This window comes from Christiangramia gaetbulicola (genome assembly GCF_003054225.1).
In the GTDB taxonomy this organism is placed as follows: domain Bacteria; phylum Bacteroidota; class Bacteroidia; order Flavobacteriales; family Flavobacteriaceae; genus Christiangramia; species Christiangramia gaetbulicola.
The window spans coordinates 1,194,900-1,208,571 of sequence record NZ_QBKQ01000001.1 but is presented as its reverse complement, the minus strand read 5'-3'; the positions used below and the strand labels follow the sequence as shown (position 1 = coordinate 1,208,571).

Below are 13,672 nucleotides of genomic sequence, written 5' to 3'. Positions count from 1 at the left end.
GTAGTCAGGATTAAAAAAGCTTCATCTGCCCGTCCTTGTAATCCTCATGAAGTTTACAATTGAGTTTTGGTTTTTCACGGTCTTTCAGGTATAGTTTTCTCGCTATCGCGAATTGTTGTTTCACCTGATCGGCAAATTCTCCTTCTCCCTTCATGCGGGTTCCAAACCTGCTATCATTCAAACTACCTCCATGAATATTCTCAATCTGATTCAATACCCTGTCTGCCCTATCTGGCATCGTTTTCCTTATCCAGTCGCTAAAGATCTCCCCGATGGCACCATTCAGCCTTACGATCGTATAACCTACTCCAAGAGCTCCTCTTTCAGCTATTTCCTTTACCAGCGGCATGATCTCATGATTATTGATCGAAGGAATTATAGGCGCCATCATCACGCTCACCGGGATATTCGCTGCCGACAGTTTTTCAACCGTTTCCAGTCGTTTTTTAATACTTGCTGTTCGAGGTTCCAGGATCCTGCGTGTTTCTTCCTGGAGCGAGGTGATAGAAATATTAACATGAACCAGGTTATCCTGCGCCAGCTCTTTAAGAATGTCCATGTCTCTCTGAATGAGCGCATTTTTGGTGATCATTCCCACCGGATGGCGATACTTTAAAAAGGTCTGCAATAAATTCCTGGTAATCTTCAATTTCTTCTCGATGGGCTGGTAACAATCGGTATTTCCAGAAAGAACGATAGGCAATGCCTTCCAGCTTTTGCTTTTTAATTTTTTCTCCAACAGTTCCACCGCATTCCGTTTTACCAGGATCTTTTGTTCGAAATCTTTTCCCGCGCTGTAACCCCAGTATTCATGAGAATTACGGGCATAACAATAAATACAGCCATGCTCACATCCCTGGTAAGGATTCAGTGAAAAATCCATTCCCACATCGGGGCTGGTCACTTTATTTATTATTGTTTTGGGAAAGGTTTCTATGATCGTAGTGCGATTGCTTTCAGCTTCCTCACCTTCTGAAGCGCAATAGTTGAGAAAATCGTCCCTCGTTTCATGACTGTTTTCGTGAAACCGATTAGAAACGTTTAATTGTGCTCCTCTTCCTTTGATATATTCCTCTGACGACATAAAGCAAAAATATGGAATTTTTCCTATTTAAAGGATTATTTCCATATTTTGTAATAATAAAAAAGAGGGGATCGCTATAATTTTTCGTCAAGCTATCCCGAAGCATCGGGACAGGATGAGGTTTTAAAACTAACGATCGCCTCTTTAGTTGCTTCTATTTATTCGGAAAGTCTGCTTTTCTCTTATTCAGGAAAGCTGTAGTTCCTTCTTTAAAGTCTTCGGTACCAAAAGCACGTCCAAATTCATTGATCTCGGTTTCAAATCCATTTACACCATCATCATAATTGGCATTGATCGCCTTTATCGCTCCTGAAATCGCTACCATAGAATTCTTCATGATCTTAGCCGCGATATCTTCAGTAAATTCAAGCAAATCTCCGAGTTCCACCACGTGGTTCACGAGATTATATTGCAATGCCTGGTTAGCATCTATCATTCCGGCGGTCATGATCATTTCCATGGCGCGTCCTTTTCCTACTAGTTGTGGTAAACGCTGTGTCCCCCCATAACCAGGGATCACCCCAAGAGAAACCTCTGGAAGTCCCATTTTCGCGTTATCGCTGGCCACTCTGAAGTGTGCCGCCAGGGCAAGTTCAAGTCCGCCACCAAGTGCAAATCCGTTTATCGCTGCAATGACCGGTTTTGGGAAATTTGCTACATAATCAAATAATTTTTTCTGCCCATCGGCAGCAAGTCCCTTTCCTTCTTTCGGAGAATAATCTGCAAACTCGCTAATATCTGCGCCAGCTACAAATGCTTTTTCACCGCTACCGGTTAAAATCACAACTTTCACCTCATCATCGCTTTTAGCTTCTTTAAGCGCATCGTGAAGTTCCTGGATGGTCTCCCGGTTAAGGGCATTAAGTTTTTTAGGTCTATTAATAGTGATCGTTAAGATATTATCATCTATCTCCTCTAATATGTTCTTATAACTCATAAATTTTATTTTGGAAATCGTACGTTAAATATAGTGCCTTTATTTTGTTTTGAAACAAAGCTAATGCTTCCGTTATAGGTCTCCACGATGTTTTTAACCATCGCCAGGCCAAGTCCCATTCCGCTCGATTTGGTGGTAAATTTTGGCTCAAAGACCTTTTCTTTATTTTCTTCAGAAATTCCCGAACCATTGTCTGAAACCGAAACCAGCACAGTCTCTTCCTCCTCTTCTACCATCACCAGAATATGAGGATTCTCCACATCTTTTAAAGCCTGGGTAGCATTTTTAACTAGGTTGGTAACCACCCTGATCAATTGGGTACGGTCGAATTTAGCCAGTATCTCCTCTTTCTCAGATTTAAATTCGATGTAGTTCTCATTGAAAATATCCAGCGCGAGCTTCACGATCTTAGGCACATTTAAAGTTTCGCTCTGCTGAGCCGGCATTTTGGCAAAATTCGAAAATGCAGAAGCAATAGAACTCATAGTATCAATCTGGTTGATGAGCGTATTACTGTATTCCTCTACTTTAGATTCTATATTGGGGTCGTTCTTATCAAAATTACGCTGAAAGCTTTGCACGCTTAGACGCATTGGCGTAAGCGGATTCTTGATCTCGTGGGCCACCTGTTTCGCCATTTCCCTCCAGGCCTGCTCACGCTCCCCTGTAGCCAGTTTTACCGCGCTTTCTTCAAGTTCATCTATCATACTATTATAAGCCGAAACAAGGGCATAGATCTCTTCTGTTGCGTTAGAAAGTTCAATTTTCTGGTTTCTCTTATCAAGCCGGGTCTGGTTGATCTTTTCAGAAACTATTTTCAAGGACTTGGTAATATATTTTGAAAGAAAAAATGAGAGGATAATGGCAATAAAAAGCATGAACAGGTAAACCTCCCCCATGCGCACAAGGAAATTATTCAGGTCCCTGTTAAGTAAACTATCGTCCTGCAAATAGGGCAAATATAAGATAGCAAGCGGCTTGAATTTACCATCTGTGATATAGGAATAAGAAGACTGGTATTTCTGCCCGTTGATCTCGGTCTTCTTCAGGTATCTCTTGTCGGCCGTAGCATCCAGCTTTTCCAGCGTCTCTTTTTCGATCTTTACCTCGGTGGTATCTTTAAAGAAAGATTCATCAGATTTAATAATGAGGTTTCCTTCCAGATCATAAATATGGATCTGCATTTCGTGAACCTCAGCCATCTCATCGATCTTGTTGCGCTCATTGAAAATAGGCTCAAGATTTTCTGTATCTACCACGTAGGTAGTACTGGCAAGTACGAACTTAATGTTCTCCAGGATCGCCTTTTGTTTTCTTTCCAGCCTTTCCTTGTGGTAACTTTCAGCTTCCTGCTTATATTGATAGACCGTAACCCCAAAGATCAGGATCGATGCTCCCAGCACCAATAAGATCATGGAGATAAAAATACGGGTTCGTAAAGATAATTTAAGCAGTTTCATAGTTGACGGCTTGCCTCAATTGTTACAATTATCGAACCATTTCAGGCATCTGGATTTTTTGCTCTTATTCTTTTATAAAGTTTGATACCCAGCATGAGCATGATCGCGAGTACAAAAATACCGACAACTCCATAGATCCAGTTGATAGCATCCCTAACGATCACCAGGAAAATAACCGAAAACAGAATTAACGTTGAACCCTCATTCCAGATCCTCATTTTGTTCGAATTCCATTTCACCACGTCATTCTGAAGCTCCCTGAAAATAAGATGACATTTAATATGGTAGGCATATAATAGCACCACAAATCCCAGTTTTACATGCATCCACGGTTGCTGAAGCCAGTCTGGGATCATAATGAGCAAGGTAAAAGCAAAGATACTGGCGAGTATCGCCGAAGGCCAGGTGATGATGAACCACAATCTTTTGGTCATCAGTTTTAACTGACGGGTAAGAATACTCTTCTCAGGTTCATCTTTCTGATAGGCCTCGATCTGGTATATAAATAACCGGGGGATATAGAATAAGCCCGCGAACCAGGTGATCACAAATATGAGGTGCAGTGCTTTTATGTAATTGTAATATTCCATTATTCTTCAGCCTGTACGAATAAATAGTTCAGATCCATTTCATTGAACTGCCTGTTAAATTCCTTGATCTCATCTGCCAGCAAGCTATCAAATTTATCCAGTTCAGCATTGATCTCGGCCGTAAGTTCATCCTTCACCATGATATCCTGGGTTGTTGGCGGGAAATCGTCTATGCTCACCAGGCTGTTCAAATGTGCAAGCTTATTGGTAAGCTTGATCGGGAAATTCAACGGATCCTGATTACTCCTGTTCTTGGTTTGATACAGGGCATTCTCGATCTCAGAAAGTTGCTTGCTCAGAGATTTAGCTTTTTCAATAAGGGGCTGTACCTTTTCATTTCCCTTGTACTGCTTCTGGAAATCTTCAAGCTGAGCTTCGATATCTCTCATTTTCCTGATGGAATTATGCGCCTTATCAACGGTTTTATTCACGCTGCTAATAAAGTCGTATTGCTTCTGCATGCCTGCGATATCAGTTTCAGCATTGGCGTCTGCTAATATTTTAAATTCTTTTTTCAGTACTTCATCACCAACTTCAAGAACTACCTGATAGGTGCCGGGAACTGCCTGCGGAGCTTCAGTACTTGCCCACCACAGGATCATTCCTTCCAGTCTTTCAGCTCCTTTACCACGCATATTCCAAGTATGCATATTGGCACCTTCTTCCACTTCCAGTTTATTCTTATCATCTGTAGTGCTAAAACTCTGGATGGTATCGTTAGAAGTATTCAGGTAACTGATTTTTACTTTTTTATCTTTTGGATCTTTAAGATAAAAATAGGTCATCACTCCTGCCGGATGATTGGTCCCGGCGCTAAGAGATTCAGAAGAGCTTCCACTCATCCGGTAACTATCTTTCGGTTGGAAAAGAACGTTTGAATCTTTATCGACTTTGCCTAACTGATGAATAAGCGTGAGGTCGTCTATGATCCAGAGACTTCTACCCTGAGTAGCTACAATAAGATTATTGTCTTTGATGGCAAGATCTGTAATAGGTACGATTGGCAGATTCAACTGAAATTTTTTCCAGTTTGCTCCATCATCAAAAGAAATATACATCCCGGTTTCGGTCCCTGAATAAAGAAGTCCTTTTTGCTCCGGATCTTCTCTTAAGACCCTGGTGAAATGTTCATTTTCAATTCCGTTGGTAATCTTTTTCCATGACTTCCCGTAATCGGTAGTTTTATATAAATATGGAGCGAAATCTCCAAGTTTATAACGTGTCCCGGCAACATACGCAGTTCCCGCATCAAAAGAAGAAGGTTCCATGCTGTTTACCATCATCCATTCGGGCATTCCCTTAGGTGTGACATTTTCCCAGTTCTCGCCACCATCCTTAGAAACGTGGATAAGTCCGTCATCACTACCTGTCCAAAGAACTCCCTCCTTCACCGGGGATTCAGCCGCGGCAAAAATGGTGCTGTAATATTCTACGGAAGTATTATCCTGGGTAATTGGTCCTCCAGAAGATTTTTGCTTTGACTTATCATTCCTGGTAAGATCCGGACTAATTTCTTTCCAGCTTTCTCCTTCATTGGTAGTCAGGTGCAGGTGATTTGAAGCCGTATAGAGTTTATCAGAGTCATGCGGAGAAAAGAAGATCGGGAAATTCCACTGAAATCTGTATTTGAGATCTTCGGCACCATGACCCATGGGATTATCGGGCCATACGCTCACGCTTCTAACGGTTCCGTTCTCATGGTTATACCTGGTTAAGAAGCCATCATAGCTTCCTCCATAGACGATATCGCTGTTTTCAGGATCCACGGCAATATGGGCGCTTTCTCCTCCTGCAGTCGATTCCCAGGCGCTTTCATCTATACTTCCACTTTCGGTACGATGTCTTATCCTAACGGTAGAATTGTCCTGCTGAGCAGCATAAATCCGGTATGGGAAAGCATTATCTGTGGTTACGCGGTAAAACTGCGAGGTTGGCTGGTTATGATAAGTACTCCAGGTTTCTCCACCATCATAGGTCACCTGTGCTCCTCCATCGTCCCCCATGATCATGCGCTGAGAATTTTCAGGAGCGATCCAGAGATCATGGTGGTCACCATGTGGTGCTTTATCTGATGTAAAGAATTTACCTCCATCTGTACTTTTATGGTAGTCTACGTTCAGCACATAAACTATATCTTCATCTTCTGTATCGGCATAAATTCTGGTATAGTACCAGGCTCTTTGTCTCAGGCTGCGGTCATCATTAATAAGCTCCCAGGTAGCTCCACCATCATCACTTCTGTAAACTCCGCCTTTATCTTTATTTTCCACGATTGCCCAAACACGATCGCTATTAGCTGGAGAAACCGTGACACCTATAATACCCAATGTATCCTGCGGAAAACCTTTATTTTTTGAGATCTCTTTCCAATTCTCGCCGCTATCTGTACTTTTCCATAAAGCTGAACCTTCACCTCCACTGCTCAGGCTATATGGTGTTCTTTGCACGTTCCAGGTAGAAGCGTAAAGTATCCTTGGATTATTGGGATCCATAGTTAGATCTACCGCACCAGACTGTGAGTTGGAGAACAATACCTTTCTCCAGTTCTTACCACCATCGGTAGATTTATAAACCCCACGTTCTTCCGTAGGTTTATAGATATTCCCCAGGACAGCCGCGTAAACGGTATTATAATCTTTGGGATGAGTTACTATTCTAGGTACATGCCTGCTCTCTTTTAATCCGGCACTGGTCCAGGTTTTGCCAGCATCTTCAGATTTCCAGATTCCATATCCAGAAGATACATTCCCACGAACCGTCTTTTCTCCTCCTCCAACATAGATGACATTGTGATCACTTTTTGCTACTTCGATAGCACCTATAGATCCACCAAAATAACCATCAGATATATTTTCCCAGCTTCTACCTCCATTTTCTGTTTTCCATACTCCACCGCCTGCAGCTCCAAAATAGAACAGGTTTGGTTTATGTGGAACGCCAGTAACAGCAGCGCTTCTCCCTCCTCTAAAAGGTCCTATCAACCTATATTCAAGGGCGCCATATAATTTCTCATCGTAGTTCTGAGCCGACGTCTGCTCAATAAAAATTCCGTTAAATAATAAACATAGAATAATGCTTAACTGAAGTAGATTTTTACTCATAGAGGTGCAGGTTAGTTAAGTTTTAAAGATAAGGATTTAAGTTAATTTTCAATAAGGCTTATTTCAGGGTCTCCTTGATCTCACGGTTTAGAAAATAGGCAGTAATAATGGTTGAAAGAAGATCTGCTATAGGAAAAGAAATCCAAACACCTATCTCCCCATAAAAATAAGGTAATATTAGAACCAGGGGAATAAAGATAAAGCCCTGCCTGGACAACGTTAAAAGGAATGCAGGAATTGCTTTTCCTATGGCCTGAAAATAGGCCGCCCCGATCAGTTGAATGGTAACGATTGGTATCGCCGCAAATACCCATCGCATTGCAGACGGGGTTTGTTCAATAATCGAAGCTTCATCGGTAAATATGCTTACGATATCTGACGCGAAGAACATAATCCCCAGAAAGATCAAAAGTCCCATTAAAGAGGAATATAAAATGGCGGTATTTATACTTTTTCTAACCCGTGCAAATTTTTGAGCCCCGTAATTGAACCCGGCAATTGGCAGAAATCCCTGGGTAACTCCCAGCACAGGAAATAATGCGAACATGAGCATTCTGGCAATAATCGCATATACGGTAACCGAATCTTCCCCTCCCAGGTCAAAAAGAATGTTGTTCATCAAAAGATAGGTGATGCTTACCACGGCCTGTCTCGCCAGGGTAACTGCGCCAAGGGAAGACATTTCCTTTAAAATAGGAATATCCAGCCTGAAGTGGGCTGCGCTGATCTTTAATTCTGAATTCTTAGATAAAAAGAACCATACAATATAACCCAGGCAGAAAACATAAGAAGCCGTTGTAGCAAGAGCAGCTCCCTGCATACCCATATCGAGACGGTTGATAAGAATATAATCCAGGATCAGGTTAGCGACAGAAGGAATGATCATCGCCGTCATGGCAAACCTTGGTTTTCCCTCTGCCCTGATTACGTTATTCCCCATCATGGCTAAAGCCAGGAAAGGAACCCCGCACAAAACGATGATATAGTATATTTTGGCAGGATCGAATATTTCCCCTTTTCCCCCAAAAGCCGGGATCAGACTATCCACGAATATTAGCCCGGGTATTACCAGCGCACTGGAAAGTAAGATCGTTAGCGTGATCTGGTTTCCGAAGGTCTTAAGAGCTTTATAATTATCATCAGCACCAAGGGCACGGGAAATAATTGAGGAACCGCCAATACCAATGGCCATTCCCAAGGCGGCTATAAAGAACGAAACCGGAAGCACCACATTTATTGCCGCAATAGCTATGGGTCCAATCCAGTTTCCAACAAAAATAGTATCTACAAGAATATTAAGGGACATTACCAGGATCCCGACAGACGCAGGAACGGCTTGCTGAATTAACAGCTTCCCAATAGGCTTTTCGCCCAGCTCTTTAGAATTTCGAACGGCCATTAAGCCTCGACCGGCTTTTGATGAGCCCATTCATCGATCCATCTCGAAAGCACTTTTACCCATTCTTCCCTATCATTCAGACAAGGAACCACGGTAAATTCTTTTCCACCTACTTCGTGGAAGATCTCTTCACCTTCCATGGCGATCTCTTCTAGGGTTTCCAAGCAATCTGAAACGAAAGCCGGAGTCACAATGGCCATTTTCTTCATCCCCTGCTTCCCAAATCTTTCAATAGTTCTATCTGTATAAGGTTTTAACCATGGATCAAATCCTAGCCTGGACTGGAAGGAAACGCTGTAAGTATTAGGTTTCATTCCAAGATATTCGGCTACAAGACGGGTGGTCTCGTAACACTGATGACGGTAACAGAACTGGTGCGCCGTAGAAGCCGACTGGCAACAGGAGCCATCTATCTTACAATGTGAATTGGTTATATCACTCTTTCTAATATGTCTTTCTGGTACACCGTGATATGAAAAAAGAAGATGTTCATATTCCACATCCTTCAGGGATTCAGCGATACTATTTCCCAGGGTTCTTATATAATCTGAATGATTATAGAAAGGCGGAACAGTGGTGAAACTCATTTCAGGGAAATGCTCTTTTCTAAGCTCCTCTGCCAGCACCAGGATTGTCTCGGTAGTGGCCATAGCAAATTGAGGGTACAGCGGAAAAAGTAATACCTCATCTACACCCTTATCGTGTAATTCCTGTAATCCCTGCAATATACTTGGCGTTCCATACCTCATAGCCAAAGCAATAGGAATCGAGGTTTGATCATCGATCTTGGATTGCAACCTTTCTGAAAGTACGATCAGCGGTGAACCTTCTTCCCACCAGATCTTCTGGTATGCCTCTGCCGATTTTTTAGGACGTGTATTCAGGATAATTCCCTTTACCAGCAATGTACGCGCCCAGTAAGGAACATCGATCACGCGCTCGTCCATTAGGAACTCGCCAAGATATTTTTTCACGTCTTTTGGGTCGGTACTATCGGGGGAACCCAGGTTAACCATCAGTACACCTTTACTCATAATTTTTCTTTTTCAACTCAAAAATAATATTCTGTATAATTCTTTGTCTTCCTTTACTATCGTAGTTTTCTATAATAGAATAATTTTTAATCCATCATCGCAAATTCGATACACCTGCTTAAATGTTTCAGAAAATTCGGCTCTGAATAGGATTCTGAAGTGTGCCCGAGACCTGTATAAACAGATTTTCCGCCACCGCGGTAATTCTGAAACCAGGCAATAGGATGAAAATCGCCATTTTCACCGCCTTCATAAGTACTCTCATCCAGGGTCATAAAAATGTTTAAACCGCGGGATATTTCTTTATAATTATACCATTCATCCACTCTTTTCCATGGCTCAGGTAAATGTTCCACGGTCATATGCTGGGGCATTTTTATATTCAATTCGGCTTCCTGAATTTCAGGGTGACCGTTAAAATAAGCGCCTACAAGATCTCCGTACCAACTCCAATCATGCTCTGTATCTGCTGCGGCATGAATTCCGAAGAAATTACCGCCATTATCCATATAATTCTGAAAAGCCATTTGCTCTTCCATATCCAAAATATCTCCCTCGGTATTCAGAAATATTATCAGATCCAGGGAACTCAGATCATTCTCTATAAAGAAATTACTATCCTGGCTAACCAATGTTTTGAAATTGTTTTCATCTCCCATCTGCTGTATGGCCTGAATACCATTTTCTATAGATGCATGCCTGTAGTCCTCGGTCTCATGAAATATTAGTACACTCCTCTGAGCCGCCATTTCCAGACTTAACAATATCGAAAACACGAAAGCGAAAAGGAATTTATGCATCACCTAATTTACTGAAAGCGTATATTTTTTAGGGGTTGTTCCAAATTTCTTTTTGAACCCGGCAATGAAATGGCTCGCGGTACTATAGCCAACTTTCAAACCAACTTCGTTCACATTATACTCACCGGTTTCCAGTAACTTCCGGGCGTATTCCATTTTATAATCGAAAAGGAAACTATATACAGAATCACCATAGATCTGCTTAAAACCTTCTTTTAGCTTCTTCAGGCTCAAGCCTATTTCTTCGGAAAGTTCCTGTAACGAAGGCGGTTCGGCCATCCGGGCAATAACAATATCCTTAGCTCTCCTTATCTTTTTAATATTTTCTTCATCACTTAAAAACGGACATTGCTCCAGGTCGGGATTTTCTGCTTTATTGAAATACAGACTCAACAATTCAAAAGCCTTGGCCTTAAAATATAAATTTTTAATACTTGGCGTTAGGTTAAAATTCATTAACTGATTCAAAACCACCGCCATAGACGGAGATATCGCCGCGTCCTTGTAGTACTTCTTATCCTTATTGTCTGAACTTAAAAAAGTGATATAATCTGCTTCCTGCGAGAAAAGTGCATGGAATTTCTTGATCGAGATCACCAGGGATATCAGCCAGGATTCTGGCGCCAAAGAAACATTCAAAGGCAGGTCTCTCTGCGGATTATAAAGCAATAATGAATTCTCTTCGGCTAAAGGCAATTCGTAACTGCCATTATTAAAAAGGAACTTGCTTGTGCCTTTTACATTAAAATGAAACTGGATAAAACTATTGTCTATCTCCCTGGACATTAGCTTGGTATCTGAAGTATCGTTCTGAAACTTAAGAATGAAAAAACCATCTTCGATCTTTATCTCTTCAGAGATACTTACAGCGTTATTTTTTAAGTGATCTTCCATAGAATGCAATTTTTATTTATTTAGAATCAATCTAAACTAATCGCTCTAAACCTGCTATCATTACTACAAAAGTAGGGCATTTTCATCTTTTGGGTCTTATTTTCATGATAATTATCATCTATCGACATATTTAGTGCCTCCAGCGTTACTTTTTGATTTAAGCTTATATTAATTTTGCTGCCGTGTCCACCTAAACTGATACATGGAAGATTATCACATTTCTAAAGGAAAACACTTTTATACCATAGGTTTAAGTTACAAGAAGGCCGATGCTGAGATAAGAGGCCATTTTAGTCTTACCGAAGAGTCCAAGCAAAGACTGCTGGAACAGGCTAAAGATGAAGGTATTGACGGTATTTTAGTGACTTCTACCTGTAACCGAACCGAGATCTATGGTTTCGCGCAGCACCCATTTCAGCTTATAAAATTACTTTGCGAACATACACACGGTACTGTAGAAGAATTCGAAAAAGTAGCTTACGTATATAAGAACAAACAAGCCATCTCACATATATTTAGAGTGGGAACAGGACTGGACAGTCAGATCCTGGGAGATTTCGAGATCATAAGTCAGCTTAAAGTTGCATTTGTAAGATCTAAAAAATTAGGTCTGGTAAATGCATTCCTGGAGCGATTGGTGAATGCGGTGATACAGGCAAGCAAAAGAATCAAGAACGAAACCGAGATCTCCAGTGGAGCAACTTCTGTTTCCTTCGCTTCGGTTCAGTATATTTTAAAGCACATTGAAAATATTTCTGAAAAGAACATCCTTCTTTTCGGGACCGGTAAAATTGGGAGAAATACCTGTGAGAACCTGGTAAAACACACCAGGAACAACCATATTACCCTTATAAACCGTACCAAGGACAAAGCTGAAAAGATCGCTGGTAAGTTTAACCTTATCGTTAAAGATTACGCAGATCTACAGGCCGAAATAAGAAACAGCGATATTCTTATCGTTGCTACCGGAGCTCATAATCCTACCATTTCAAAGGAACTTATTTACCCGAAAAAAGAGCTTCTGATCCTTGATCTTTCTATTCCCAAGAACGTTTCAGACGATGTTCAGGAACTGGAAAATGTAAAATTGATCCATCTTGATCATCTATCTCAAATGACAGATGAAACCCTGGAAAGACGTAAACAATTCATTCCGCAGGCAAAAGAGATCATCGCCGAGGTTGAAAACGATTTTAACCAGTGGCTGGAAACGAGAAAATTTGCACCTACCATTAAAGCTTTAAAGAAAAAGCTGAAAATGATGAAGGATGCCGAACTCGATTTTCAACGTAAAAAGATATCAGACTTTAATGATGAACAGGCAGAGATCGTAAGTAACAGGATCATTCAAAAGATCATGAAACACTTCGCCAATCATTTAAAGGAAGATAACCAAACCACCGATGAAAGCCTTGAACTTATACAAAAGGTCTTTCATTTAGAAGAAGTTACAAAATGAGCAAAGTGATAAGAATTGGTACCCGCGATAGCGAATTAGCGCTTTGGCAGGCCAAAACCGTACAAAATGCTCTTGAAAAAACAGGTCATAAGACTAAACTGGTTCCTGTAAAATCTACCGGGGATCTAAATCTGGATCAGCCTCTATACGAAATGGGAATTACGGGGATTTTCACCAAGACCCTTGACGTCGCTATGATCAAGGGAGAAGTTGATATCGCTGTACATTCTATGAAGGATGTTCCAACGGCTTTGCCCAAGGGAATTGTTGAAGGAGCGGTGATGAAGAGGGCGAGTAATAAAGATATCCTGGTGCATAAAGGCGTAAAGTTTTTAGAAAATGGAGAAGGCACCATTGCTACCGGAAGTTTAAGAAGAAAAGCACAATGGCTTCATAAATATCCAGATCATAAAGTAGTGGATCTGCGCGGCAATGTAAATACCCGTATGCAGAAGCTTGATGATAACGAATGGAATGGGGCGATCTTCGCTGCTGCAGGCCTGGAAAGGATAGAGATAAAACCAGAGAATTTCATCGACCTCAACTGGATGATCCCGGCACCTGCGCAGGGCGCCATGCTTATTGTTGCGATGGAGGATGACGAATATTGCCGCGAAGCCTTAGCCTTGCTAAATCATAAAGAATCTGAGATATGTGTTCATGTTGAGCGTGAGTTCCTGAAAGTTCTCGAAGGTGGCTGTACAGCGCCTATTGGAGCTTTAGCCAGGATCGTGGATGAACATATACATTTTCATGGAGCTTTATTCAGTTTAGATGGAAAGCATAAGATAGATGTTGAGAAAAGTCTACCTGTAGCCCAAGTCGAGAATTTAGGAAAAGACTGTGCTCTGGAAATACTGAATAACGGCGGAAAAGAATTGATGGCCGATATAAAGTCGGTATTAAATAATTGA

At 41.3% G+C, this 13,672-nt stretch carries 11 protein-coding genes; 2 read left to right on the top strand and 9 right to left on the bottom strand.

The genetic code is table 11. The annotated features are described in order from the left end of the window. Nucleotides 1-10: 10 nt before the first annotated feature. The 9 genes from C8P64_RS05520 to C8P64_RS05480 form a co-directional block, all read right to left on the bottom strand. Nucleotides 11-1,084, bottom strand: a complete 1,074-nt coding sequence (locus C8P64_RS05520; protein WP_108171022.1) for a PA0069 family radical SAM protein — start codon at nucleotides 1,082-1,084, stop codon at nucleotides 11-13. A gap of 154 nt (nucleotides 1,085-1,238) precedes the next feature. Next, the gene (locus tag C8P64_RS05515) at nucleotides 1,239-2,021 is read right to left on the bottom strand and encodes an enoyl-CoA hydratase/isomerase family protein (RefSeq protein WP_108171021.1); all 783 of its coding nucleotides are present in this window, start codon (nucleotides 2,019-2,021) and stop codon (nucleotides 1,239-1,241) included. Nucleotides 2,022-2,026: 5 nt separating this feature from the next. Then, a complete protein-coding gene (locus tag C8P64_RS05510; RefSeq protein ID WP_108171020.1) occupies nucleotides 2,027-3,481 on the bottom strand; it encodes a sensor histidine kinase in 1,455 nt (484 codons plus the stop codon). A 41-nt stretch (nucleotides 3,482-3,522) separates the two neighbouring features. Beyond that, on the bottom strand, nucleotides 3,523-4,071 hold the full coding sequence (locus C8P64_RS05505; protein ID WP_108171019.1) for a CopD family protein: 549 nt from the start codon (nucleotides 4,069-4,071) through the stop codon (nucleotides 3,523-3,525). Beyond that, entirely contained in the window at nucleotides 4,071-7,172 is a 3,102-nt protein-coding gene (locus C8P64_RS05500; protein WP_108171018.1) for a VPS10 domain-containing protein, read from the bottom strand. Before C8P64_RS05500 ends, C8P64_RS05505 begins: the two co-directional genes overlap by 1 nt. A gap of 58 nt (nucleotides 7,173-7,230) precedes the next feature. After that, a complete protein-coding gene (locus C8P64_RS05495) occupies nucleotides 7,231-8,571 on the bottom strand; it encodes an MATE family efflux transporter (protein ID WP_108171017.1) in 1,341 nt (446 codons plus the stop codon). Then, entirely contained in the window at nucleotides 8,571-9,605 is a 1,035-nt protein-coding gene (gene hemH, locus C8P64_RS05490; RefSeq protein ID WP_108171016.1) for a ferrochelatase, read from the bottom strand. Before hemH ends, C8P64_RS05495 begins: the two co-directional genes overlap by 1 nt. Before the next feature lie 86 nt (nucleotides 9,606-9,691). Then, complete coding sequence (locus C8P64_RS05485) at nucleotides 9,692-10,405, bottom strand: ThuA domain-containing protein (protein ID WP_108171015.1); 714 nt, start codon at nucleotides 10,403-10,405, stop codon at nucleotides 9,692-9,694. Between the two features lie 3 nt (nucleotides 10,406-10,408). Next, nucleotides 10,409-11,299, bottom strand: a complete 891-nt coding sequence (locus tag C8P64_RS05480) for an AraC family transcriptional regulator (RefSeq protein ID WP_108171014.1) — start codon at nucleotides 11,297-11,299, stop codon at nucleotides 10,409-10,411. A 202-nt stretch (nucleotides 11,300-11,501) separates the two neighbouring features. On the opposite strand from C8P64_RS05480, the gene hemA reads away from it, so the two are divergent. Together hemA and hemC are read left to right on the top strand one after the other, a co-directional pair. Further along, nucleotides 11,502-12,758, top strand: a complete 1,257-nt coding sequence (gene hemA / locus C8P64_RS05475) for a glutamyl-tRNA reductase (RefSeq protein WP_108171013.1) — start codon at nucleotides 11,502-11,504, stop codon at nucleotides 12,756-12,758. Continuing rightward, nucleotides 12,755-13,672, top strand: a complete 918-nt coding sequence (gene hemC, locus C8P64_RS05470) for a hydroxymethylbilane synthase (protein WP_108171012.1) — start codon at nucleotides 12,755-12,757, stop codon at nucleotides 13,670-13,672. The genes hemA and hemC overlap by 4 nt, the downstream gene beginning before the upstream one ends.